We start from the raw sequence: 25,322 nt of genomic DNA on the forward strand, positions 1-25,322 counted from the left end.
TCTTTTTATTACAACGAAAACTTATCCATCTATACTAAGTACTTATTTGGACAATTATCGTGCAGTTTACGTAATACAATCAGTTGATACTTATTCTTTTGGCTGTTTAGTCTTGTTGGTTAGCCATTTTTACAGAAAATAATGCTGTAAGCCTGGAAAGCGACCATTTTTGTTGTGGAAAGGTACCCTTAACTATGACCTCTGTTGCTGATTTCTTTGCGTCGTTGAATTATATCTTTGTACGTTTAGATAAAAAGTATGTTGTACAAGCGTGTAATGCATTTACCGCCGATATGTCCGGCGTTTCTTCCCAAGACCTTGTGGGAGAGCAATTACACGATTTTTTTCATCAAGAAGATAAAGATGACTTAACGTTTTCACTAGCACATTGGCGTGATAATCCGGAAGCGTTACCTATCCACCGCTGGCGAAAAGCCGATGGCAGCTACTTTTGGTGTCAATGGCAACTGGTTTGTAATCCCGGGTCTGATGATATTTATTTTTGGGGCGAAGATGTATCTGAGCAAAAACGCGTCCAGTCAGCCTTAACCGCTCTCGAAAAGGTTACCGATACAGGATACTGGGAAATCGATCTAGATACTGGCTATCTCTATTGGTCGGATAACGTTCATCGTGTTCATGAAACTGATCCGCAGACATTCAAACCGAAGTTAGAAGACGGTATTAATTTCTATCATCCTGAATCCATCCCCACATTGTTAGACGCCTTAAAAGAACTAGAATACACAGGTAAAGGGTACTCAAAAGACTTACGATTTATTACTAGCAAGGGGAAAGAGCTAATTGTAAACGCCACAGGCTTCTCTGAGATAAGGCATGGTCGTGTTGTTAGAAACTTCGGTACGTTTAAAGATTTAACGAAGCAAAAAGAAGATGAATTAATAAGGCAACGCTTAGAACAGCGCGTGGTATTGGCGCTTAAAGTGTCAAAAATTGGCGTATGGGAATATGATCTCATTGACAATAAACTCATTTGGGACGACCGACTATTTGAAATTTATGGGAAACAGCGTACTTCGTTCAAGGGAACCCTTGAAGACTGGGAAGCGTCATTACATCCAGAAGACGTTGACTCTGCGAAGCACGCATTTACGCATGCCGTGGCGTCACATACGCATTTCGACCATACGTTTAGAGTAGTAACCGATACCGGTGATATTCGTGTGGTTCAGGGGCTGGCAACGTTTATTTTCGACGCGGATAATTCGCCTGTTAAAGCCACGGGAGTCAATATTGACCTTACCGAATCAGAAAAAATTAAAAATGACTTGAAAGCAACGTCTAAGCAAGCACATTTAAGCGCGTCGCTTGCGCAAGAAATGGCCGAAAAAGCAAAAGCAGCGGATCAGCAAAAAAGTGCCTTCCTCGCGAATATGAGCCATGAGATAAGAACGCCTATTTCTGGCGTTATGGGGCTCATCAACTTACTGATTAACGATCTTCAAACTAATGAATTAGATGATGCTACCAGACGTCAATACTTAAAAATGATGCAAAGTAGTTCAGAGCATTTGCTTAGCATCATTTCAGATATTTTAGATTTTTCAAAAATCGAAGCAGGGAAGATTGTTATTCAAAATCAGTCTTTTAACTTTGTAGAGGTGGCCGATAGCCTCATTAAAGATTTTGCTAAGCAGATAGAAGACAAAGGCGTTACGTTCAATTACCAATGTAGAGATGTAGGCGAGCGCAACCTCGTTGGCGATCCGCTACGTTTAAAACAAGTACTCTATAATCTAGTGGGTAATGCGGTCAAATTCACCGAAAGAGGGAGCATTACGGTTCGTATTCATCTTACGAACCCTGACACTGCGCATGCTTCATTTGTATGTTCAGTTACCGATACGGGTATAGGGATTGCCGAGGACCAACTAGATGTTTTATTTAAGCCTTTCGAACAGGCTGATTCGAGTTGCGCGCGAACAGCCCAAGGAACAGGGTTAGGACTTTCAATCACAGCTAAACTCATTGAATTAATGCATGGCACTATCAAAGTGAAGAGCGAGCTGGGGAAAGGCTCTAAATTTGTCTTTACGATACCGTTGCAACCGTCCACCGAGTTGGGTCAGAAAAGCACCATTACCCCAAATATAAAAAGCATAGACAGAAAGGTTTTTGATACATGCACGGCATTGGTGGTGGAAGACAATGAAATTAATAAAGTAGTGATAACTTCGCTATTGTCTCAGTTGGGTATTAAAAGTAAAACGGCAGAAAATGGAAAAGAAGCGTTAGCATCACTGTTAAGCCATGATACATCTACATTTGACTTTATATTGATGGATTGCCAAATGCCAATCATGGACGGCTTTGAGACGACGAGAATGATACGTTCAAATGAAAAGTTTACGGGCGTTGCGGACATTCCCATTATCGCACTTACCGCGAATGCGATGGTAGGCGATAAAGAAAAGTGTTTCGCGGCCGGCATGAATGATTATTTAACGAAACCAGTGACGGAAGAAACGCTCAGGAAGATGTTAAGCCATTGGCTCACGGTGAGTTAAACCTTTGGTGCGGTGCGGCCAAGCGTAGCGGCCCATGCTAATTCTGGTCGTAAAAGATTGTTGGCGGCATGGGCGCCAAAGCTATGAAGTGCACTATAGGCGCTGCTTGATGGCACGCGGCGAAAATGACACAGTGCGTAGAACAATAAACTACAACGATGCTGAGACCCATCACAGTGAAGGTATATGCGCGCGCCCTCATTAAGCATTTGAGAAAGCTCGTGAAGATATTGGTGCAAATGTACATCTTCGGTGGGAGATTCAGCAGAAGGGTGCAAAAACGGTACCCAAATCCATGCGAGTCCGGCTTCAATAGTCTTATCTCTTATGTATGACGCATGCTCATCGGTAGTCTGTACCGTAGCAAGATGACTTACCCCTAGCGCTTTGAGTTTTGAGTAGGTTTCTTCATTGGGTTTACCGCCAAGACAAATTTTCCCAGCACCTAATGAAAACCACGCAATGTCTATATTTTTTTGAGTCATACTACATAATAATAAATTGAGAGATAATGGCAGCCGCACCCGCCAATGACAAAAATATGCCATATGGCATGCGTATACTTTACCTTCTTTGCCACATAAAAGCATACACCGATACTAAAACTCAAGCCACCAGCCACTAACAACCATAACCCCGCGCTGGGTAATGCCATATAGAGGGGATAGATAAGGCCAAGAGCAATCCATCCCATCGCTAAGTAAGTCATCACAGAAACTTTGGGGTATTTGTGTTGTGCAATAAGTTTAAACGCCACTCCGCCTATCGCCAAACTCCACACTACACCCGTCATAACCATACCAAGCGTGCCACCAATAGAAATCAATAAGAAAGGTGTGTAAGTACCCGCTATCAACAAATATATTGCACTATGGTCAAAGAGTTTAAGCCAAGCCTTTGTTTTTTCGTGAGAGGTAGCATGATAAAGCGTAGAACTGAGAAACATGAGAATAAGGGTAATGCCGTAAATTGCAGCTGCGCTGACCGTCAATGCGCCTTCAGCCTTTTGCAGCATAAAAGCACAGCCAATGATGGCAGCGATAAGGCCAAGCCCGTGGCTTACACTATTAAGCCACTCTTCTAATACAGAATAAGCTTTGGCTGGAATGCTTGTCATAATATCTCCAATAATTTTAGCGAACACTTGTACGCTCAATGCGTTGGAGTGTATCAAAAAATGTCGTTAATGTGATGACAACGTTGTGATATTTACTCTTTGATAGACGAAAAACAGCCGTGCAATTTATCGAGTAAATGAACAAGCTGTTTGCTCTCATCATGTGACATGCCGTCAAGTTTACACAGCATTTGTTGTGGAATAGCCTCAGCGTCTATTTTTGCCGCTTTCCCTTTTTCGCTTAGCAGCACACGTTTTACGCGCTTGTCCTGCTCGTCTTTGGAAATATGCAGAAAGCCCTTTGCCTCTAGCTTTTTGAGGATCAGCGACATTGCCCCGCCATCAATCATGGTCTTTTCTAATAATTCAGCAATGGTGATACCACTTTGTTCCCACAAAGCCATAAGGGTTACGTACTGAGGATAAGTAATGTCTAGCGCGTCTAACAGGGGACGGTAAGCGCGTGTGAATGCATTCGAGAGTGTGTAAAACCGATGGCAAAGCTGGTTTTCTAATTTAAGGAGTTCAGACATGTTGTTCTCGAATGATAAACATAATAGTTATTTTGCATACAAATTACTTGATCGGCAAGTAGATTAAGTGATAAATTATTTTGCATACAAAGTAATTTATCACATGAAGGAGAATCTCAATGCATAAACTACAACAGGTCGTCTATACGGGTACCGCTACGGCAACAGGTGGTCGCGAAGGAACGGTGAAATCTAGCGATGATAAACTTAACGTTGCGTTATCTACCCCTAAAGCGTTAGGGGGCGCAGGTGGAGAAGGGACGAACCCTGAACAAATGTTCGCAGCAGGGTATTCGGCGTGCTTTATCGGTGCACTTAAACATGTCGCTGGCGCACAAAAAATTAAGCTAAGCGATAACATTAATGTAACCGGCGACGTGTCTATTGGCCCCATTGAAATGGGTTTTGCAATAGCGGTTAAGCTAACCGTCGATTTGGGTGACATGGATAGCGAACAAGCGCAAAAATTAGTAGATACCGCTCACCAAGTTTGCCCTTATTCTAACGCGACGCGCGGTAATATTGAGGTAACAATAGCGCTCAAATAATTGCAGTGGCAAAAAACGGCCTAAACGCCACAAGACAAGTAAATATCTTGTTTTAATTGTTAGGGTGAGCGGAAGTGGCATGTTTCAGCAATTAGGCATGCCACCTTATCACCCGTTATGCTGCGCCGCGCATTGAAAGTTTGTTATGATGGCGTAGATAAACGATAAGACAGGAAACGTCATGAAAAATTATACGTGGCTGGTGGCCGTTATGTGCGCGCCAGTATTATTCGCTTGCAGTGAGCAAACGAGTGAAATAAACGCTGAGTCTTCGGCGGTGCAGATAGATGCAACAAACACAGAAGTCACAGATGCGTCATCACGCATTGCATCTGGCGTAGACTATCACTCTTTTTCAAATCCCTCTGATATAAAGGTAACTCACTTGTCGCTCAACCTAAGTGCTGATTTTGATTCAAAGCAGTTAAAAGGCGACGTGACATTAGATTTTACGCGTAGCAAACCAACGAATAATACTTTGGTGCTTGATACAAGAGGGTTAGATATCGCCTCGGTCAGCGTAGACGGCGAAAATGTGCCATTCCGCTTGGGTGAACGTGATATAGATTTGGGCACACCGCTGCATATTACGTTACCTGAAGCCGCGAATCAGGTGACGGTCGCCTACAGTACCTCGCCAGAGGCCTCAGGCGTGCAATGGTTAACGCCAGCGCAAACTGCAGGTAAGCAGCATCCTTTCTTATTTACGCAAGCACAGGCGGTACATGCGCGTAGCTTTATTCCCCTGCAAGACTCTCCTCAAGTTAGAGTGACCTACGATGCAACAATAAAGACACCCCCGTCGTTGTTAGCCGTGATGAGTGCGTCAAACGATCCTAATACGCCAAGAGACGGTGAATACAGCTTTACGATGCCTCAACCTATTCCCTCTTACTTAATTGCCTTGGCGATTGGTGATTTACAATTCAAAGCAATGGGAGCGCGTACCGGGGTATATGCTGAACCTGCACTGTTAGAAAGCGCGGCGAAAGAATTTGAAGATACCGAAGCAATGCTTGAGGTAACGGAAAAAACCTATGGGCCTTATCAGTGGGACAGATACGACCTTCTTATTCTTCCTCCGTCGTTCCCATTTGGTGGTATGGAGAACCCACGGCTGTCGTTTATTACACCAACGGTAATCGCTGGCGATAAGAGTTTGGTGTCACTGATTGCCCATGAACTTGCACACAGCTGGTCGGGTAATACGGTAACAAACGCAACATGGCGCGACCTATGGTTGAACGAGGGTTTTACTACCTATTTAACGTATCGCATTATGGAAATGGTTTATGGTAATGACCGTTTCAAAAAAGAAGCAGTATTAGGATATCAAGACTTACAAAACGATGTTGCTGCCCTTGAAGATAACGATGAGATACTGGCTATCGACTTGCGTGGCAGAAACCCAGATGATGTGTTTTCAAACATTCCTTATGAAAAAGGGGCGCTGTTTTTACGTGAATTAGAGCACCGTATAGGTCGTGATAATTTTGATGCTTTCCTAATGCAATACTTTAAAGATTTTGCGTTTAAAAGCATCACCACAGACACGTTTATTGCGTACTTAGATAAAACGTTATTAGCGCAATATCCCGATAAGTTAGATCGCATGCGTATACAAGCGTGGATTTTTCAACCTGGTATTCCCAAAGACGCGCCTGTACCAGAATCAAATGCCTTTGATATTATCGATAATACTCGCGCCGCGTGGCTGCGTGGCGACGTGATGGCCAGGGATATCGACACTCAAGCATGGACGGTACATGAGTGGCTATATTTCCTAAATAACCTTCCAGTCGCGCTAAGTGATGTGCAACTTGCAGCGTTAGATAATGCGTTTGCGCTTACCGCAAGCAAAAATAACGAAATTGCCCACAGCTGGCTTATGATTGCAGTACAAAACGAATACAAACCTGCTTATGAAAGGCTTTACTCATACCTTGTAAGTATTGGTCGTAATAAGCTTGTTAAGCCGTTGTACCGTGAACTGTCAAAAACCAAAGAAGGAAAGGCATTTGCCAAAAAAGCGTTTGACGAAGCGAAGCCAGGCTATCACCCATTAACGGTAAGAGCGAACGAAGGTTTTGTAAACTAACCTGTTTTCTTGGCAATAAATACTAAAAGCATGCTTCGTTGAGCATGCTTTTTTATTGCTACCGTTAAGGTGAAGTGTTTTCGTTGCGCACTGCAAGTGCAATAGCGCCAACGTGAGCGGTAAAGTCTGGTATAGCCGATAAGGGAAGTTTAACGTCCATCGTAACGTGACCCCCATAGTGGCAGCGGGCTATTTCACCTGCCTGTTGTTCAACCAAGTGACGAATAAACTGCTCGTGCTTGAAGTCGACATCGACAGTAAGTAAGTGAAGCGTTATCTCTTCTCGCACCGCTAACTGTTCTATGGCTTGTTGCGCGGATGCGGAGTAGGCACGAACCAATCCACCGGCGCCTAACTTTATGCCTCCGAAATAGCGAGTGACAATAACCATTACGTCACCGATATCTTTATGCTGCAATACGTTCAGTATGGGCTTTCCAGCGGTACCACTTGGTTCACCATCGTCTGCCATTGCTGCGCTGGTCGGTGAAGCAGGATTGCCGAACCGGTAGGCCCAACAGTGGTGTCTTGCATCGGGATAGTGTGTTTTTACCTGTGCAAGGTGTTGCATTGCCATGTCGCGCGAATTAGCAAAAGCTGCAAAAGCAATAAATTTACTTTTCTTTATTTCATACAGGGTTTCAACCTGATTGGCGGGAACGGGATAACTCATCCTCATAGTGTAACGTATATGTGATTGCGCGTGATAGTGGATGCAGAGCGAATAAGTCAGTTTTATTTTCATCTCTAGCATTGCGCTTATTTAAGAATTTAGGTATTACTCACAGCAATAAATACTCATCGACATGCCGTGCCCGAATACCATGCCTTCAGAACGTTTCATTCCTTTTCGTAAAGCTGACATTATCGAAATGTGTAAACCGATGCTGTCCGATAAAATAGACATTAGCGCTTTTGACAGTTTGTGCAAACTGCTCGTTAACCGTATTCATTATCAGTACCATGAACAGCTTGAGTCATTAAAAAGCAGTTATGCGTTTTTTGACCCTAATAAAGATACTCGCAGCATTGAGTCGGTGAACACGGAAACGTTAAAGCAGGTCCAGAAAAAATTTGCGGGTGATTTTTCGCATTTACTTAATGCTGCAAATTTTGAAAAAGTGACCGATCATGATTTAGAAGAAGCGTTAACGGAAGAATCACTTTTTAAAGTACGCCTTGCCGTAAGCTTTGACGATTTCCAAGAGGTTGTGTTTTATCGACGTGGTGAATCGGTCAAAACAGAGGTGATACGCTATTTATTCGGACTGCGTAAGAAAGCAATTTCGTTTACTAACTATGACCGTGTCGCCGTTTACATCACCTTTAAAGACGATGCCTATTTTGCCCAGAAAGGGGAGCTGCCAGTCGGGTTCTCTCCCGGCTCGACCATTATCAAATTGTTCCAAAATGTACCAAAAGCCGACTTAGAGATGTTGTTCCCTAATAGTGAAGTGAGAATGCGGCCGCTAGATAAGGTGATTATTGGCGCGTCAGCTGCTATTGGCGGTGCGGTGGTGTTGGTAACAAAGCTAGGGGCTTCAATGTTGCTACTCGCCTCGGTACTGGCGTTTTGGTTAGGGTTTAAAGACGAACAGGTCGAGATTACTAAACAAAGTCTTATTTCGTTCGGTTTAGGCATGGGCGTACTTGGAAGTTTTGTTTTTAAAGAGTGGACGAAGTTTAAAAATAGAAAAATCCGTTTTATGAAGGCGCTGTCAGATAATTTGTACTTTAAAAGTTTAGACAACAACGCAGGGGTTTTTCATACCCTTATTGATGCCGCTGAAGAGGAAGATTGCAAAGAAGCAATATTGGCATACACCTTTTTACTAAACGGTGCCGCGGGTGGCATGACTGCCGAAGCATTAGATAGCGACATCGAGCAATGGTTTAACAATCAATATCATTGCGAACTCGACTTTGATGTAAAAGATGCGCTAGACAAGTTACTGGCAATGAAGCTTATTATTCAGACTAATCTTACCTACCAGGCACGTCCGATAGAAGATTGTGCTCGTGAACTGGATTATTATTGGGATAACCTTTTTCAGATTTGAGATACCATACCGGCATTCAGTGAAGGGGATGTACGTTGTGCTTTTCATCATGATTCATAAACATTAAAAGGTAGGGGTTTTCTTGGTTGCATTACAGAATAATGTTCATGCAGATAATGGTTCGGCAGTTGATGACGCATTATTCGGTCTTATTGCTACTGATTTAGAAACGCAGGGGTATAGCATTCGCCCAGGTGCACTGCCAGAATCGTTAGTAACCGCGTTGCTTTGTTGTCAACAAGCGTTAAATGACAAGCAGTTTGTTAACGCAGGCATTGGGCGAAGGGATGATTTTGTTAAGACAGAATTTGTAAGAACTGACGAAATCTGTTGGATTACAGGGGAGACGCCAGAGGGACGCCAATGGGTGGACTGGACAGCTCGCTTGCAAGCGTTTCTAAATAGGCGTTTGTTTTTAGGCTTGTTTTCGTTTGAAAGCCATTTTGCCCATTATGCGCCAGGCGCTTACTACAAAAGGCATTACGATGCGTTTCGTGGTGAAACCAACAGAGTATTATCGGTGGTTGCTTATTTAAACTCTGGGTGGAATATTGATGATGGTGGTGAACTAGTACTTTATAAAGATGAACACGATAAAGAAGGGCTTCGCGTAGTGCCCTTAATGGGTACCATGGTTGTGTTTCTTAGCGAAGAATTTCCGCATGAAGTATTACCGGCGATACGAGACCGGCATTCTATTGCGGGTTGGTTTCGTGTGAATACGTCAATAGATAATAAGATTGACCCTCCTCACTAACACATACTGTACTAATTCGATTTGAATCGAGACGCTTAAGGCTTGATTTGAACCACCATACCTTTTAGCGATATCATTATAGAAGCCACTGTTATACCGTGGCTTTTATAATTCTTCACGTCTACCAGATGGTTTCCCTATTGCAATGAAAATACTCCATACGTCTGACTGGCATTTAGGCCAAAGTTTCTTTACCAAAAGCCGTAAGCAGGAACACAGTGCTTTCATGTCGTGGTTGCTCAACGTCGTGGATGAAGAAGGTATTGATGCCATTATCGTTGCAGGAGATATCTTCGATACAGGCACACCGCCAAGTTATGCCAGAGAGCTGTATCACCAGTTTATTGGTCAACTTCAAGGCTCGGGGTGTACGTTGGTCGTGCTGGGAGGAAATCACGATTCGGTATCGGTACTTAACGAGAGTAAAGCGCTGCTTCATTATTTAAATAGCCATGTTGTCGCCAGTACCTATGGGGATGACAGTGAACAGGTATTTGCGCTTAAAACACGCACTGGTGAGGTAGGGGCAATATTATGTGCTGTGCCATTTATACGCCCTCGCGATGTGCTAACCAGCAGCGCGGGTCAAAGTGGTACAGACAAACGTATTGCGCTTGCAGAAGCAATTAAGAACCATTATGCAAGCTTGTTTGCACAAGCAAAGACCATTCAGGCTGCCCAGTCAAAGGCGGTGCCTATTATCGCCACCGGGCACCTAACTGCACTAGGTGTCAGCCAATCTGAAAGCGTTCGTGACATTTACATTGGAACGCTTGAAGGGTTTGATGCAACAGGTTTTCCGCCCGCTGACTATATTGCGCTTGGGCACATTCATCGTCCGCAAAAAGTGGCTGGTAGTGAACATATTCGGTATTCGGGTTCTCCGATCCCTCTGAGTTTTGACGAGCTTGGTACGCAAAAACAAGTAATGATTGCTCATTTTGAAGATGGAAAGCTTTCAACGCTGACACCAAAGCCCATCCCGTGCTTTCAAGCGATGCAAGTAATAAAAGGGGATTTAAAGGACATTGAACAGCAAATTCATGCCAGTGAGATGATTAATGCAGCGACAGAAGACGCGCCAGTGTGGTTGTGTATTGAAGTGCAAACACAGGATTTTCTCACAGACTTACAGCAGCGTATTCACACACTTCTGGATGAAAAACCGGCGGAACTATTGCAGTTAAAGCGTATGCGAAAGCAAGTGATGTCATCACTTAAAAGCGCACCTAACATGCAGTTAAGCGAATTATCCGTTGAAGATGTGTTCAAAGCGCGGCTTGCCCTAGAATGCCTTGACAGTGATGAGGCACAAGAAGACGCCAGACTGCGCCGTATTAACGTGTTGTTCGCACAAGCGGTAGATACGATAAACGAGGGCGATCAAGAAGAAACGGATAGCCCTATCTCAGAAGGGGTGAAGTCGTGAAAATACTTACTTTACGGCTTAAAAATCTTAATGCGCTGAAAGGTGAATGGAAGATAGACTTCACCCAGTCGCCGTTTGTAGAAAATGGTTTATTTGCGATAACCGGACCGACAGGTGCGGGTAAGACCACATTGTTGGATGCCATATGTCTAGCGCTTTATCATCAAACGCCTCGGTTAGGCGCTATTTCCGCGTCGTCAAACGATATCATGACGCGAGGAACCGCAGAGTGTTTGGCTGAAGTTGAGTTTGATATTAAAGGGAAAGCGTACCGCGCATTCTGGAGTATGAGGCGGGCAAGAGGCAAAGTGGATGGCAATTTACAAGGTGCAGATGTTGAGTTGGCAGAAGTTGCTACCGGTAAAGTATTAGCCACCCAAGTTCGGCCTAAAAGCGATGAAATTGAGCGTTTAACCGGGTTGAATTTTGCACGTTTCACCAAATCGATGATGTTGTCGCAAGGGGATTTCGCCGCATTTCTTAACGCTAATGAAAATGATAGAGCGGAATTGCTTGAAGAGCTAACGGGCACTGAAATTTATGGTCAAATTTCACAGGCCATACACCAACAGTTTAGCGAAGCCAAACAACAAAAAAAGGCGTTTTCTCTTCAACTTGATGGCGTTAACGTATTAAGTGAAGACGAATTAATATCGTTAGAAGAGAACATAAAGCATGTTGCTGATACGTTGGCGACTCACCAAGCAGACATCGCTTTCTTGCAGCAACAAAAACAATGGCACATTACGCTTTTAGAAAATACCCAAGCCCTCGAGCAGGCAGAGCATTCATTAACGTGTGCGCAGCAAGCATGGGATGATGCCGCGCCTTTGCTTGAAAGGCTAACCTTAAGCGAACCGGCTGAAAAGCTCAGATCCGCGTTTGATACCCTTTCCCAGTTAACCAACGACATTGACTCACTTAAGCAACAAGGTGACGAGAAAGCAGGCCAAATTCCCTCAGCGCGTCAGCGCTATCAATTAGCTGAAAAGGCTCATGAAACACAAAAGGCTGCGCTTGAAGTAGCAATGCAAGCAAGCAAGCAGCTAGAAAAACGAATCCATGACGACGTTATCCCTCTTGATAATGCGATAACAACGCTGCTAGCTGATAAACAACGAGCAGAACAGACGCTCTCAGAGGCAAAAGCGCACCTGTCATCGTTGGACAAAAGCATCGCTTCATTTGAAAAAGATTTGTGCGAGAAGGTAACGCAGCAGCACACGCTTCGCGAATTTCTCGAGGGGGCGTCGCAGTATAGTGGAGTAGGAGAGAAGTTAAGTGGGTGGAAAGAAAACGCAAAACAATTAAAAAAAGACCGTGAGGCGCTTGATGCGCTGCGTAAAAAACAGGATGAACTGACGCAGCAACGCAACGCGAATCAACACGATATTGCTACGTTAAAACAATCGCAAAGTCGTTTACAAAGCGCGGTAGACTTTCATAATGAAGCGGTAACCTCCTCTCAGGACGCGATGGTGGCGGCTACCGAAGACAACACTGTTGAATCACTAAACGAATCATTGCAGCAGCTTAATACGCAGTGGCCGTTAATTATTGAAGCCGAACACGTACAACAACAATATGTGTCTGCTCGCGATCAAATTAACGTGCTGGTGGAACAGCAGCAGCAATATACAGAGAATAAGCGTGAGCAACAGACGCAGCGCGATCATTTCGCCCAGCAATACAAAGACACCAACACGCAGCGCAAAGATGTTGAAGCACTGATTGCGCTAGATGAAGACGTTTCACATTTGCGAGCCATGCTTGAACATGGACACCCCTGTCCGGTATGTGGTGCCAATGAACATAAGCTCGATTCGGTATCTGTCGATATTCCAGAAACCGTAAAGCGGCGAGATAGGTTGCGCGTTGCGCTTGAGGAAATTGAAAGGCAAGGTGGCGAAGCGCGTCGGCAATTAGAGCGTACCGAATACCTTATCGAGCAAAATGCGCATCAACACCACGCATTAAATAATGCCAATGAAGCGCGTAGCGAACGCTTTAATGCCATCATTTTAACAGTAAATGCGCCATCTAATGCCACACTATCAATAGACGACCCTGCTGGTATTGCTCGTTTCAAAACATCAATTAGTGAGCAGGTAGCCAGTATTAACAGCAGGCTTGAATGTATTAATGATGCGCAGCGTCGACTGACTCAAGATATAAAGCAGCGCGATGACGCACAAAGAGAATTGACGTCTGTGGCGAGCAAAGTGGTGCTTGCGCAAGCAAAAGATACCCAGGATGAACAGGCTTTAAGTGAGTGCCAGCAACACATTGCGTTAGGTATTAGCCGCATTGATGAGGCATATGCTCACCTTATCAGTGAAATACCGCCGGGCGGTTTAGCCACCGAGGTTAACGCGTTGAGCAAAAATGACTCAGCGTCGTTAATTGGTTGGTTGGACAAGGTTGAAAGCAAACTCGTGATATACAAAGAGAAGCAAAAGCAATTAGATGCCTTAGCGCCTGAGATAAAGCAGCTTGAGAATGACATCAATCACCAACGAAGCCGGTCTCAAGAATTACACGCGCAACATGAAAAAGAAGATGCTGTGGTTGTGATGTGTCGCGATAAGATTGACGCGCTAGGTAAAACCCGTGATTCCATCTTCCCTGAGGGCAGCATTGCCGACGCGCGCAGCAAAACGGAAAAGACAATAAACAGCGCGCAAGAAGAACTTGAATTAGCCAATAATGCGATGGTAGAGGCTGATAAGCGTGTCACGCAGCTTACGTCTGAAGCCCATCAATTAACACATCAATATCAATCTAAAAAGGCACAATTAGAAGCTCAGACACGCTCGTTTTCAGAACGCTTACACGCTAGCCCATTTACTGACGTTACGGCATTTAAACAGGCGCTGCTGCCCGAAGATGAGAGCAATGCCTTACGCGTTAAAAAAGAGGCGTTGTCAGGCGCATTGCGAGATGCTCAAGTATGGAAGTCAAAAGCGGTAGAACAAAAAGCGCAGCTTCTTGCTCACGAACATGGTCAGCAGTGGGCTAACGCCTCGCTTGATAGTGTATCTGAAAAGCTTGCGATAAAGCAGCGCGAGAAAGACGCGATGTTAGCGACACAGGGGCAACTTCGTCAGCAGAAAGAAAGTAATGATATGGCGAGGGGAAAACAGCAAACATTATTAGATGAAATGGCAAGATTCGAAACCTATTATGACGACATCACTTATTTGCATTCATTAATAGGTTCAGCCAGCGGAGATAAGTTTAGACGCTTTGCGCAGGGTTTAACGCTCGATAATTTAGTGCAGCTAGCAAACCAGCAGCTTGATAAGCTGCATGGTCGTTATCAGCTATTAAGAAATGAAAATGATGGTTTGGGGTTGCGTGTAGTGGATACCTGGCAAGGCGATGTGATGCGTGACACTAAAACCTTATCGGGCGGGGAAAGCTTTCTAGTCAGTTTGGCGCTCGCCCTTGCGCTTTCAGATTTGGTTAGCCATAAAACCAGTATCGACTCGTTATTTTTAGATGAGGGTTTTGGTACGCTTGACGCTGAAACGTTAGATGTAGCATTAGATGCATTAGATAACCTTAACGCGAGCGGAAAAATGATAGGGGTGATTAGTCATATTGAAGCGATGAAAGAGCGCATTCCTACTCAGCTAAAAGTGGCTAAACGAAATGGTGTTGGCGTAAGTGCTTTAGATAAAGAATATGCAGTAAGCCCGTAGCGTCGCTGCGGGCTTACTGCGGTACAACGCGGTTTAATTTACGCTAATATTCCAGCTGTTTGCGTTATCTGTTGCTGACCAATAAAAGCTTTGTGGGACAGCGCCTTCTTCAAGTGCCCATATCTGCGCGATGAGTTGTTCAGTATCACCGCTGAGGGTTACTTTATATTCACTAGAGCCAGAAGGTAATGTGGTACGCAACTGGCACGTTTTGTAATCCACCTTTACTTTGCCAGATACCGTCGTGTAATCGCTACAAACATTTAAATATACCCTTGCTGCACTCATATTGTTTGACATCTGAATTGTTAAGTTGTCCTTGCCAATAAAATCAAATGCCTTGGTGACCACGACATCTTCCATGTTCGATGGGGGTGTCGTTGGTACCGGTGCTGGCGTTGGTGCTGGCGTTGGTGCACTCACTGGGGCTGGAGCCGGAGGGGCGCTACCACTGGCTGCAGTAGACCCGCCGTCTGTGCCTCCTGAGCCGCAGGCCACCAATAAAACCGTTGTTGGTACAAGTAATAAATATTTCATTGGTCGCTCCTAATAAGAATAAACTTTAGATAAATCGGCATTTTCTTTTTTAAACCATGACTTGTTTTCAGCGCCATTGCTCGTCGCAAAGTCTAGAAAATCTGGGTAGGCTCTTAAAATATCGACATACTCTTGAGGGTGAAGCCAGTTAGTGTAGGTGCTTGCATTTATTGCGATTGCCCAAGGTAAGCCTGCTTCAGTCTGATAGGTGAGGCCAGCAGGTACATTAGACTTGTCTTCGGCTAGCCCGAAGTAATTCTCAGCCCGTGCAGTCGGTGTTTTATTTTTGAGGTGAATTTCTAAGCTTCTACCCGGATTACTTGAAAAAGCATCACCGTGGAACGTATCTTCTGTTGCGAAGATAAACGGCTTGTACGGAGACTGAGGGAAGTTGCTTAAATCTATGTCGTTGTTGAATTGAAGCGAAATAACAAACGTAAATTCGTATTGAGATGTACATCCCTCTTCCGTTTTATAGAACCAGCAGCCACCTGCAGTAACGTGATCCCATAAATCATCACTTATTTTTAAAACAGCATGGTCATTGCCATCTTCTAGTAAGTCTGCGGTTGCCGGTACACCATTTATTTCAAAGCGAATACTTGATGCGTCGATATCGTTATTAGCGATGCCTTCAAGTTGAATAGCAAACCCATTGTTGTACGAGGCGCCCATAGCGGTTAATTCACCTTCAAGGTTTAACTTTTTAACATTACCTTCTTGCGACACTATCATTGAAGAGTCAAGACGAATAACGACATCATTAAAATCATAATCACCGGTTTCGGGCCAATTATCTTCAAAGGCTAAGAAGTAAGGTGTGTTAGTCACTAAACTGTTGCCCGGGTTCAACACGGCAACCTGATAGTCTTCAACCTCACCGTCTGTTACGCCACCATTAGGGCCTACGCCACTCGTTGTGGTATATCTGACCCGTGCCCACGTTACTCCAGAGGTAACATCTAAGGGGGTTTCTTCAAATATATAATGGGTTCCGGTACGTAAGGCTTTATCTGCAATTAACTGCTCATTAGCATCGAACTGACCATTTTGGTTCCAATCGACCCACATGCTTAGGTAGCCGTCGCCTTCAACCGTGACCTGCATAAAGCCATCAAGGCCTGCTTCAAACGCGGTGATGAAATCTACACCGTCTTCGTCTCCATTGGTATCTTCGTCGTTGTTGGGGTACACGTTAGCATCGTATTCCGCATCAATCGCCCCACCAAGCTGAATTCCTTCTACCACGCCATGTCTGGCGCCATTATTAAAAATAGACGTTGAGTAAGAGTCTGGTGCATCACCGAAGTCAGTCGTTGCCGGTGTAGATTCATCCACAATGGGGGCCATCGCACAGCGCGCGCCATCGTTGTTGCCAGAACTTGGACCATAGGCAAAAAGTTCAGCCTGTGGCTTAATGTCATCCACCGCAATCCGAAAGATATTGCCGTCTTGGTTACGGCTAATGTAAAACGTGCCGTTTACGTCGAAATACACGGCGCCAAACGTACCACGTTGCCCCACGTTGCTAACCTTCGATGCATTACCATTGCTTACATCTATGCGGTATAGGTCACCGTATTTATCAACGGAGTAGGCAAACCCATCAAACGGATGAAAGGCTAAGTCATAAATTAACAGCGACAATGCCGCGCCATCAATGACCCGTTGAACATCGAGGTAAGCATCGTCGTCTTGGTCTAAACTAACTCTATACAAACCATAGCTACCGCCTTTTTTGTAAAGGTAATAGGCGTTCTCAGCAAGGGCAATATCACCCACAAAGAAATTAGCCCCAGGCTTGTTAGTAAGGGGAAGCGGTTCAATTTGATAATCGTCGCCAATTCTTACAATGGTCTTATCCTGATAACCCCACCCATACAAGTAACGATCATGATTACTGAAGCCAAAGCCGTTGATGCGGTCATTGGTTCCTAAGTTACTGGAAAGTAAATCAACGTTACCTGTTACTAAATTAACGCCATATAGCTTTGCGGTAGTGTCTTGCATCAAAAAGGCTTGTGAAGGGCAACTATCAAATGCCTCTGCAGAAACATTAAGCGCTGGGAGCGAAAGTAAAAGTGCACTTGTTAGCGTAAGATTTTTTCTCATGGGATCACCAATAAAGACTACGTGTTACTTTATCGATTACAATTAATGTGCCACATAAATTTATCTATTCATTTTGCGCAATAATTTTGATTTATTGTCAATATAAACAACGCGTTGCGCTTTCTTGGGTAAAGGTGAATATAAAAATTATTGGAGTGATGAAGAGATGCTAAGTGCTGATATTTTCATTTTGCAAAATGACAATAGTGAGAAATTCGCAATAAAAGAGAGTGAGTCAATATGCTCGCTCTCCTTAGTTGTTATCGCTTATTAAGCAGTATCGACCGCCTAAGCGTTACATTATAAAGTTAAAAGCGCGTGGCTTACTATTTTACAAAAAAAGGAAAGTTAGCATGTGCTGCATTGCCTTTATCGTCATATACAAAAGCATACAAGCGATAAGGTCCAGCCTCATCTGGCGCATCAAAACTAATTTTTTGAGACGTGGGGTTTGTTATTAAACCGTCTACTATATCGGGCACGTTTTCACGGTCGCCGCCTACTTCGGTAGCTGTCGACTCTTTGCGAATTTCCCACTTGAACGTTAACTTATCGTTATCTGGGTCTACAGCATTGAGGGTGGCCTCGTAGCGGTCGCCTTTAAACAGAAATACATTATCGAAGGCTACTTGGCCATCTAATCCGATAGGGCTTACTCTTGGCGTGCGATTTTCTGGCCATTGACCCGACCAGATGTAATGCATAACGTCGACCGCTTCAGTGCGCTCGCCAGTGTCTAAGAACATGCCATACCATGTGCTGGTTCGCTCCTGTTTTTGTCCCCACAGAAACACATAGTTACCAATGACTTGTTGGCGTTGTGGCTCAATGGCTTTTAGGTAGCTTTTGGCATAGTTACTGGCTTTTTCTGAGCTGGTGGTTTCAACAGGCGCCCCCCATTTAGTTTTAAATACTTCCCAATGTCCGACAGCGCCCCATTCAGTAATCATATAAGGGCCGGTGTAGCCATAGGAGGCAATATATTTGGGTAAGTTAACGACATCAGCGTAAAGTTGAAAACTGACAAAGTCTAAGGCGGGGGCACGCTCGGCAATGGCATCCATCGCTTTTTTATCAAAGCCTGCGAGCGTAGTGGTGGTAGGGTGGTGAGGGTCGAGAGTTTTAATTAATAATGCCACTTCATTGACGGCGTCGTACACTTTCGGGTTGGTAAAGTCGTAGTTCAATTCATTACCAATAAACCAGGTAAGTAACGCCGGGTGGTCTTTGTATTTTAAAATATCCGCTTTTACTTGTTCGAGCTGTTCTGCCACTGCCTGTGCATCGTTGTAGTTAAAACCGTGTCGTTCTCGCGCAAAATCAATACCAAGGGATACTGTCATGCCTAATGCGTGGGCTTTATCGAGCAGAACCGAAGCAGGGTAAGTGCCACCGTCTACCGACCACGTGCGAATAGAATTTGCCCCATACGCTGCTAACGTTTCAATGTCGGCACCATCAACACCTGCACCTTTAACATAGTATGGCTTGCCATCTCGATGCAGTGCATAGCTACCATCGCTAGACTTCACGATCTCTACATGCACAGGGTCAGCAAAGATGGGCAGTGAAAATAATGAGAAAAGTAGGATGAGTGTAATGGCTTTTAGTCGGGGGGATACATGCACTGCGTCACTCCTTATTACATGTAAAACAAACCTGAAGTGGCGGGTAACAACAAGCCCTCTAAAGCCGTTTTACATTATGTTCGTTTATTTCCCAGAAAAAAGCGGTGCATCCTGTGATGCACCGACAATCTTGATAATTAATAGGTATAACGCATACGCACACCAAAGGTTCGTGGTCGAGTAAAGAAGCGCGTATTATCAAATTGCGTGATGATAGTCGCCGCAGTGCGTACTTCATCAAACAAGTTGTTCGCAAACGCTTCAAAACGTAACGCACCATCGCCGTGGGTATAGCCTAAACCAGCGTCTACCGTCCAATAAGCATCAACACTGTCATCTAACCGACGACGAGGATCATCAGGGTTCTGATAGTCAACACTATTAAAAATAGTAAGGAACTGGTCGTCGCGCCAGCCCGCTGATACCACATAGTCTAACGTACCCGACCCCACATCGAAGATTTGGCTGAGGCTTGCGTTAAGTTGAAAGCGTGGTGTGCGCGGTAGTCGGTTTCCATCAATAGATTGGAACACCGCTTCATCGGGTGCAACGTCGGCTTGGAAGCGCGAGTCTTGAATGTCTTGGCTGTCTTCAATTTCCGCCTCCAACCATAGCGCTGTCCAGCTTAGGTTTATGTCGTGCGGTAATTCAAATTTGCCATCGAACTGCATACCATAAATGGCCGAGTCAGCGGCATTGAAGCTAAATGATACAACCAATGCGCCAGGGGTGGCATCAAGCGGGTCGACAGGCGCACCTGAATTGAATTCAAGGGCTTGCTCTACAGACAGTAAGTTAGTAAACACTTGGTCTTGGTAATCATTGTAAAACGCTGAAACATTAAACGTTGTTGGAACATCTCCAAGGTCAAATTCATTCTTTGAGCCCACCTCAAACAAGGTAACGCTTTCTTCTTGGTACGTTGGTGCTAACGTTAGTCCTGTTGTTGGGTCGCTAAACGTATCATTGAACCCACCTGATTTATGGCCCGTTGCAATCAAACCGTAAACAAGTTGGTCGTTATTGAGATCATGTTCGATACGAAGACGCCAATCAACAAAGTTATTGTCTATACGGCCGTCTTGAACGGTAATTGAATTATTAGGCGAGATGGGGACGGCGAAAGAGTGTGTACCGTCTTGGTTACAGATTAAGTTATCGGTAACATCGCTGTCTGAGCATGCTGGTCGCACGTCAGCGCCCCCTTGGGTGACTCCGTTTGCAAAGATATCATCAAGGGTGTCGCGCTCACCAAATTGAGCAATACCATCAAAATAAAAGTTTAAGAACTCCGCGTCAGAAACCGCGCCATCGCCATCTTGGTCTGGGTTGTAAATGGTGCGATCAAACCCAGCAAATTGAAAACCCTCTGTACCGACACGGGCGCCCATACAGCAACCAAATGGATTTCCGGTATTTACATCAAACCCGCCTAAGGCAAATGCGTAACGTGCATTCACCCCTTGTCGAGTTTTTGTGTCTTTAGTGTAACGAACACCAACAGTAAAACGTGTATCTGCGCTAAACTCATAGGTTGCATCGGCATAAACTGACAGTGAATCAGTATCAGTATTTGGCTGGTTAAATTCAGCCCCTTGGAAGAACCCTCCACGATCGCCGGCAGACGCTAAAAACGTTTGTTGGCGCTCATCAAATAAAAATATGCCCGCGGTGTATGTCAAACGACTTGCATCGTCATCTGATAGCAATCGTAACTCGTGAATAGTCGACTCCGAGTCAGTTAAAAACTGAAAGCGCGAGAAATCGTCCAATGCTTGGTCAAGTGGTGCTAAAGCATCAAATACACCAGGGAAATCAGGAGATAAAGGGGTAGCCGCCTGATAATCATAAAGCAAGTCGCGATAGCTGCCGTTGTACTCAAGTAGCACGTTGCCTAAGTCCCAAGTGACTTCCAATTTAAACCCGTCATGAACGGTGTCTTGAATGGGTGAGAAACCACGACCCACTACGTCGCGAGGGTCATCAATATCATCAGGGTCGATACCTAAGCCAAGAGGAAGGGCATAGTTTGTTCCCGTATACCCTGTGCCTTGTTCGCTAGCGTAATCATAAGATAGATAAATACTTAAATCGTCAGTTGGCTCATATAGCGCTTGGAAGCGAAGTCCAAGGTTGTCAGCTGCCTCAGCGAGTTCTAAATTTAGCGGCCCCACATCATTATAATAAGAGTCATGATCTACCTTGGTTCCAGCAATACGAAAGGCTAGCTTATCGGTGGCAGGAATATTCAATGCGCCGGTAATGGCGCGTTGATTGTAGTTTCCAAATTCGATTTCAGCACTGCCATTCCATTGTCCAATTGCCGGCCTCCATGGAATAATATTCACCGAACCGGCGGTCGCATTACGGCCTCGAAGCGTACCTTGTGGGCCTACATTCACTTCGACACGAGAAATATCGAAGAACGCAGAGCCTATACCAGAGGGGCGAGGGATATAGACCCCATCTAAATGTGTTGCCGCTGCAGGGTCGCCAAGCTCTGTATTATTAGAGCTACCAATCCCACGTATCCACACTTCCACGTTGCCCTGGTTGTTACCAATTTCAAGGCCGGGAATAGATTCTGCGATATCAGTAATATCTTGAATACCTTGTGACTTGAGGTCTTCCCCTGAGAATGCAAACGCGGTCCCCGCCAAATCTTGCAAATCTTGCGTTCGGCGTTCAACGGTAACAACAATTCTTTCTACGTCAGATTCCGCCTCTTTTTGGTCATTATCAGCCTCCTGTGCCATCAACGAACTTGAAGTAAGCGATGTGAACGCAGCGACTAACACTGCTTTATACATGGTGCGAGATTTTCTTAAGGTACTGTTCATAAAGCCTTGCCCTGCTTCAGAGAAATTACTATTTGTTATTTTCATGACCAATTTCCTTATTCAGCCCGCGAAAATTCTACGTTGTCGTAGAAAATGCCGCTAGGGTTGTAGTTGGTCGCCGAGTTCGAGAACCCAAACTGTAGTATTTGACCATCTAAGGTGTCCTCTAACGTAGCTTGCACCGTAAAGCGTGACCATTCCGTGTTGCTGACATCACTTAAGTCCACGCGAATATCCACCGTAGAGGCAAAGCCGTTATTCGGGTCTAGCACGCGAATATAGGCATAGGCGGTGGTCGGTGATGCTATCCCACCCTCAAAAGGTGCCTTGGCATCAAAGGAAAACGAATATTCACCTGCATCAGCAGCAGAGAAGGTGCGCTCCTGGAAGCTGGCAGCCTCTATGGTAAGACCGTTTCCGTGATCACCGTTGTTATAGTCACTAAACACGTTTAAATACTGCATTCCTTGGTTTTCACCTGCTTCGCCCGTTGCATAGCTAGTGAAGCCACCCGTATTATTCGGCGACGGGAAGGGGCCGTAGCTGTAGGCAAAGTTTCCGTCGGGTGCAAATACCGCTGCAAAGCTTGACCAACCATCACCAATTTCACCGCCAGCCGCGTTTCCATCCTCAAAATCGCTGCTATAACTTATGCCGCCGGTAGCAACATTGAAGTCAACGTTATCAACCAAGATAGACGATGGTGCAAACCCTGTGGTGCGAGTTGTGAAACCAAATTCTAGTAGCTGTCCGGCCATGGTTTCGCCGTTAATGTTGAAATCAACACTATACGTTTGCCAATCGGTACTCGTGATTGTCGATAAATCGATTTCAACACGCGCGGTGGTAGCAAACCCATTTGCAGGGTCGAGTGTCTGAACATAGGCCGTAACAATAGTGGGCGCTTCTGTTGCAAATTCACTTGGCGCTCTAGCATCAAAACTGAAGGTATAGATGCCAGTGTCATCTGCCGTTAAGGTAACCTGCTGGAATGTCGCCGCTTCTATAAACAATCCGTTACCGTGGTCAGCATTGTTATAGTCGTTAAAGATAACGAGCTGTTGAGTGCCTTGCGCGTCACCGCCTTGTCCTGTAGCAATATTTGCAAAACTATTTGAATTTAATGGTGTAGCGAATGGTTGTCCGTAGTTGTAAACAAAATCTCCAGCGGCCGTAAATACGGTGCCGAAACTTTGCCAATTTCCGCCAAGCGCCGAACCTGCTGGGTCTACTGCCTCAAAGTCTGCAAAGAAGCCAAGTGGTAACACCTCTTCTTCCACAATATCAGTGGTGGGTTCCCACCTTACGTTATCAATAGTGAAAGAAGCTGTTGCATTAACGTCGGTGACCGAAAGTACTAAGCCTGCGCTGACGGTCGCGGTGTTTAGCCCACTGTTGATAAGTTGGCTCATTGGAATTTCGATTTCCTGCCATTCACCATCTGCAGGACGTCCGATATCTTGTGGACCGCTAGTACAAGGAAATACACAATCAATCTGCATTGTTATTGTATTGGTATCGCTACCAAAGTCAGAAACGAACAAATCAAAAACTACTGCACCGTTATTGTATCCAGCAAGGTTTACTGGGTCAGTAGCGATAAACCACACTCCACTTTCGCCATCGCCGTTAAACGTAATATCAATAACTTGATCCCGTGCGGCATCGTCATCAGTTACGATGGCCCATTCGATTTTATTTTCGCCGTCTGGGTTACTTCCATCAGTGTAAGTGGCAAAACCTGAACCACTGTCCACAGCGCCAATCCCGAAATCCCACAGAGGATCGATGCTATCAATAAACACGTTTTGAGGTACGGTCGTTACACTTACAATCCCACAAGGGCGGGAGGATGGTGCGCCGCACAGTAGGTTTATGTTATCGAACTGCATGCGGGCTGCGCCGCCTACGGGTTCTAAAACAATAAGGTTAAGCACGTCTTCCATATCAAGCGGACCGCCGCCAAATGCGCCGATATTACTTTGTATAACATCGCTTAATGCCAATGAAATTGACGTCCATTCATCTTTCGGTAAATCTGCTAATGGTATCTGAGTGAAGCCCACATCCGGAAAACCGCTGTCAACGCCGACTTGAAGCAAGGTGGCTGCGGTAGCGGCACTGTCAATGTAGACGTCAAAGGTAAGTTCACCGCCAAAGAACTCATTATTGTCGGCACGGCCCATTCCAAACAACTCAAAGGTATTGCCCTCAGGGTCATTAATTTGAATGTTACCGCCACCGGTAGTGACAACCTCGATCACCATACCTCGGTCTGCGTCACTAGACTGCACTTCAGAGACCGTCAATGCGCCATTATTATCAAATACGCCGATGCCTAAAGGACGCTCGCTGTTACTGTCAGCAAACAACACGCCAGCACCGTCATTATACAATGTATAGCTGCTAACAACGACGTCTTGCGGAGGTGGCGTGCCGTCACCGCCTTGAGTGATAACAAAAGGGTCGACTTGGTCGATACTATTTTCGCACCCCAGTCCATCGCTTACCGGTGCCAGCGGGCATTGATAAACGCGCACGTAATCAACCAGCATTTGCCCAGGAAACACATCGGTATCGTTAGGATTTGGCATGCCTGCTGGGTTCCCACCTACTGCTAAATTTAGCAATAGATGCTGGTTTTCATTAAACGGGGCATCTTCTTCCCCCGCAAGAAAACCTTCAATCTGATTTTTAAAATAATAATTCCAATACGTATCGCGACTCACCGTAAAGTAGTGAACGCCATCAACAAACCAGCGAATGCGTTGTGAATCCCACTCTACTGCATACTCATGAAAGCCATCGGTAGGGTCTATGTCGTAGGTTTTGGTCGCACTTTCGTTCAGTGGGAAGCGTTGACCATAGTGGACCGTGCCCGCAACGAATGGTGTGGCCTGTCCAAACGATTCCATGATGTCAATTTCGCCCCGTGCAGCCCATTCGCCGAAGGGAGATGGATCGCTACCGAGCGTCCAAAAAGCCGGCCACATGCCAAGCCCCTCTGGAACTTGAATGCGCGCTTCCATTCTTCCGTAGGTGAAGTCGAGTAGACCTTGTGTGCGAAGACGCCCCGAGGTAAAAGCAAAGTTGGGATCTGGAGAATCGCCGGCACGCGCTTCAATCACAAGAAACCCATCTTCTACAGTGATGTTGTCGGCGGTATAATACTGCTGTTCGTTATTCCCCCAACCTGGAGGTAAACCGACAGACGTGCCGTCTCCTGTTTGAATTTCCCACTTTGTCGTGTCAACGCTATTACCATCAAATTCGTCTGACCAAATTAATTCATAATTAGCGGATGTTGGGGGAGGAGGGTTTGCTAGCGTCCCGCCTTCAGCGGCGTCGTCATTTTGGCATCCGCTGAGTGTCAGTGTGATACCAGCAATTAGTGCTAGTTTTAGCCCGTTCTTCTGTGTGATCATGCGGCA

At 45.2% G+C, this 25,322-nt stretch carries 16 protein-coding genes; 7 read left to right on the forward strand and 9 right to left on the reverse strand.

The features are described from left to right. The first annotated feature begins 194 nt into the window (after positions 1 to 194). Complete coding sequence (locus ACOJRU_RS03655; RefSeq protein ID WP_421133697.1) at positions 195 to 2,528, forward strand: PAS domain-containing protein; 2,334 nt, start codon at positions 195 to 197, stop codon at positions 2,526 to 2,528. Here the strand turns inward: ACOJRU_RS03655 and ACOJRU_RS03660 are convergent. From ACOJRU_RS03660 to ACOJRU_RS03670, 3 genes are all read right to left on the reverse strand, one after another. Beyond that, positions 2,525 to 3,013, reverse strand: a complete 489-nt coding sequence (locus ACOJRU_RS03660; RefSeq protein WP_421133698.1) for a hypothetical protein — start codon at positions 3,011 to 3,013, stop codon at positions 2,525 to 2,527. The genes ACOJRU_RS03655 and ACOJRU_RS03660 overlap by 4 nt on opposite strands. Further along, a complete protein-coding gene (gene trhA, locus ACOJRU_RS03665) occupies positions 3,010 to 3,645 on the reverse strand; it encodes a PAQR family membrane homeostasis protein TrhA (RefSeq protein ID WP_421133699.1) in 636 nt (211 codons plus the stop codon). Before trhA ends, ACOJRU_RS03660 begins: the two co-directional genes overlap by 4 nt. A 92-nt stretch (positions 3,646 to 3,737) precedes the next feature. Beyond that, the gene (locus tag ACOJRU_RS03670) at positions 3,738 to 4,178 is read right to left on the reverse strand and encodes a MarR family winged helix-turn-helix transcriptional regulator (RefSeq protein WP_421133700.1); all 441 of its coding nucleotides are present in this window, start codon (positions 4,176 to 4,178) and stop codon (positions 3,738 to 3,740) included. 119 nt (positions 4,179 to 4,297) lie between these two features. On the opposite strand from ACOJRU_RS03670, the gene ACOJRU_RS03675 reads away from it, so the two are divergent. Beyond that, the gene (locus ACOJRU_RS03675) at positions 4,298 to 4,726 is read left to right on the forward strand and encodes an organic hydroperoxide resistance protein (protein ID WP_421133701.1); all 429 of its coding nucleotides are present in this window, start codon (positions 4,298 to 4,300) and stop codon (positions 4,724 to 4,726) included. A gap of 181 nt (positions 4,727 to 4,907) precedes the next feature. Beyond that, positions 4,908 to 6,824, forward strand: a complete 1,917-nt coding sequence (locus tag ACOJRU_RS03680; protein ID WP_421133702.1) for a M1 family metallopeptidase — start codon at positions 4,908 to 4,910, stop codon at positions 6,822 to 6,824. 64 nt (positions 6,825 to 6,888) lie between these two features. Here the strand turns inward: ACOJRU_RS03680 and ACOJRU_RS03685 are convergent, their stop codons facing one another. Then, a complete protein-coding gene (locus ACOJRU_RS03685; protein WP_421133703.1) occupies positions 6,889 to 7,497 on the reverse strand; it encodes a YigZ family protein in 609 nt (202 codons plus the stop codon). Between the two features lie 151 nt (positions 7,498 to 7,648). Here ACOJRU_RS03685 and ACOJRU_RS03690 point away from each other — a divergent pair, with 151 nt between their 5' ends. The 4 genes from ACOJRU_RS03690 to ACOJRU_RS03705 all read left to right on the forward strand — a co-directional run bounded on the left by ACOJRU_RS03690 (position 7,649) and on the right by ACOJRU_RS03705 (position 14,774). After that, positions 7,649 to 8,884 carry a TMEM143 family protein gene (locus tag ACOJRU_RS03690; RefSeq protein ID WP_421133704.1) on the forward strand — a complete coding sequence of 412 codons (1,236 nt, stop codon included), beginning with the start codon at positions 7,649 to 7,651 and terminating at the stop codon, positions 8,882 to 8,884. 82 nt (positions 8,885 to 8,966) lie between these two features. Further along, a complete protein-coding gene (locus tag ACOJRU_RS03695) occupies positions 8,967 to 9,641 on the forward strand; it encodes a 2OG-Fe(II) oxygenase (RefSeq protein WP_421133705.1) in 675 nt (224 codons plus the stop codon). A 145-nt stretch (positions 9,642 to 9,786) separates the two neighbouring features. Continuing rightward, a complete protein-coding gene (gene sbcD / locus ACOJRU_RS03700; RefSeq protein ID WP_421133706.1) occupies positions 9,787 to 11,070 on the forward strand; it encodes an exonuclease subunit SbcD in 1,284 nt (427 codons plus the stop codon). After that, the gene (locus ACOJRU_RS03705) at positions 11,067 to 14,774 is read left to right on the forward strand and encodes an AAA family ATPase (RefSeq protein WP_421133707.1); all 3,708 of its coding nucleotides are present in this window, start codon (positions 11,067 to 11,069) and stop codon (positions 14,772 to 14,774) included. Before sbcD ends, ACOJRU_RS03705 begins: the two co-directional genes overlap by 4 nt. A gap of 33 nt (positions 14,775 to 14,807) precedes the next feature. On the opposite strand, the gene ACOJRU_RS03710 is transcribed toward ACOJRU_RS03705, so the two are convergent. The 5 genes from ACOJRU_RS03710 to ACOJRU_RS03730 form a co-directional block, all read right to left on the reverse strand. Further along, positions 14,808 to 15,311, reverse strand: a complete 504-nt coding sequence (locus ACOJRU_RS03710; RefSeq protein ID WP_421133708.1) for a hypothetical protein — start codon at positions 15,309 to 15,311, stop codon at positions 14,808 to 14,810. 9 nt (positions 15,312 to 15,320) lie between these two features. Next, the gene (locus tag ACOJRU_RS03715) at positions 15,321 to 17,423 is read right to left on the reverse strand and encodes an LruC domain-containing protein (RefSeq protein ID WP_421133709.1); all 2,103 of its coding nucleotides are present in this window, start codon (positions 17,421 to 17,423) and stop codon (positions 15,321 to 15,323) included. Positions 17,424 to 17,749: 326 nt separating this feature from the next. Beyond that, the gene (locus tag ACOJRU_RS03720) at positions 17,750 to 19,051 is read right to left on the reverse strand and encodes a hypothetical protein (protein WP_421133710.1); all 1,302 of its coding nucleotides are present in this window, start codon (positions 19,049 to 19,051) and stop codon (positions 17,750 to 17,752) included. 137 nt (positions 19,052 to 19,188) lie between these two features. After that, complete coding sequence (locus tag ACOJRU_RS03725; RefSeq protein WP_421133711.1) at positions 19,189 to 21,936, reverse strand: TonB-dependent receptor; 2,748 nt, start codon at positions 21,934 to 21,936, stop codon at positions 19,189 to 19,191. 11 nt (positions 21,937 to 21,947) lie between these two features. After that, the gene (locus ACOJRU_RS03730; RefSeq protein ID WP_421133712.1) at positions 21,948 to 25,316 is read right to left on the reverse strand and encodes a family 16 glycosylhydrolase; all 3,369 of its coding nucleotides are present in this window, start codon (positions 25,314 to 25,316) and stop codon (positions 21,948 to 21,950) included. Between the last annotated feature and the right edge of the window lie 6 nt (positions 25,317 to 25,322).

Origin of the sequence: Alteromonas algae, assembly GCF_049117195.1 — a bacterium.
In the GTDB taxonomy this organism is placed as follows: Bacteria; Pseudomonadota; Gammaproteobacteria; order Enterobacterales; family Alteromonadaceae; genus Alteromonas.

Bases quoted from the DNA above. Each gene is read 5' to 3' on its own strand.
- ACOJRU_RS03655 (WP_421133697.1), top strand. From the start codon at position 195: ATGACCTCTGTTGCTGATTTCTTTGCGTCGTTGAATTATATCTTTGTA.
- ACOJRU_RS03660 (WP_421133698.1), bottom strand. From the start codon at position 3,013: ATGACTCAAAAAAATATAGACATTGCGTGGTTTTCATTAGGTGCTGGG.
- trhA (WP_421133699.1), bottom strand. From the start codon at position 3,645: ATGACAAGCATTCCAGCCAAAGCTTATTCTGTATTAGAAGAGTGGCTT.
- ACOJRU_RS03670 (WP_421133700.1), bottom strand. From the start codon at position 4,178: ATGTCTGAACTCCTTAAATTAGAAAACCAGCTTTGCCATCGGTTTTAC.
- ACOJRU_RS03675 (WP_421133701.1), top strand. From the start codon at position 4,298: ATGCATAAACTACAACAGGTCGTCTATACGGGTACCGCTACGGCAACA.
- ACOJRU_RS03680 (WP_421133702.1), top strand. From the start codon at position 4,908: ATGAAAAATTATACGTGGCTGGTGGCCGTTATGTGCGCGCCAGTATTA.
- ACOJRU_RS03685 (WP_421133703.1), bottom strand. From the start codon at position 7,497: ATGAGTTATCCCGTTCCCGCCAATCAGGTTGAAACCCTGTATGAAATA.
- ACOJRU_RS03690 (WP_421133704.1), top strand. From the start codon at position 7,649: ATGCCTTCAGAACGTTTCATTCCTTTTCGTAAAGCTGACATTATCGAA.
- sbcD (WP_421133706.1), top strand. From the start codon at position 9,787: ATGAAAATACTCCATACGTCTGACTGGCATTTAGGCCAAAGTTTCTTT.
- ACOJRU_RS03710 (WP_421133708.1), bottom strand. From the start codon at position 15,311: ATGAAATATTTATTACTTGTACCAACAACGGTTTTATTGGTGGCCTGC.
- ACOJRU_RS03715 (WP_421133709.1), bottom strand. From the start codon at position 17,423: ATGAGAAAAAATCTTACGCTAACAAGTGCACTTTTACTTTCGCTCCCA.
- ACOJRU_RS03725 (WP_421133711.1), bottom strand. From the start codon at position 21,936: ATGAAAATAACAAATAGTAATTTCTCTGAAGCAGGGCAAGGCTTTATG.
- ACOJRU_RS03730 (WP_421133712.1), bottom strand. From the start codon at position 25,316: ATGATCACACAGAAGAACGGGCTAAAACTAGCACTAATTGCTGGTATC.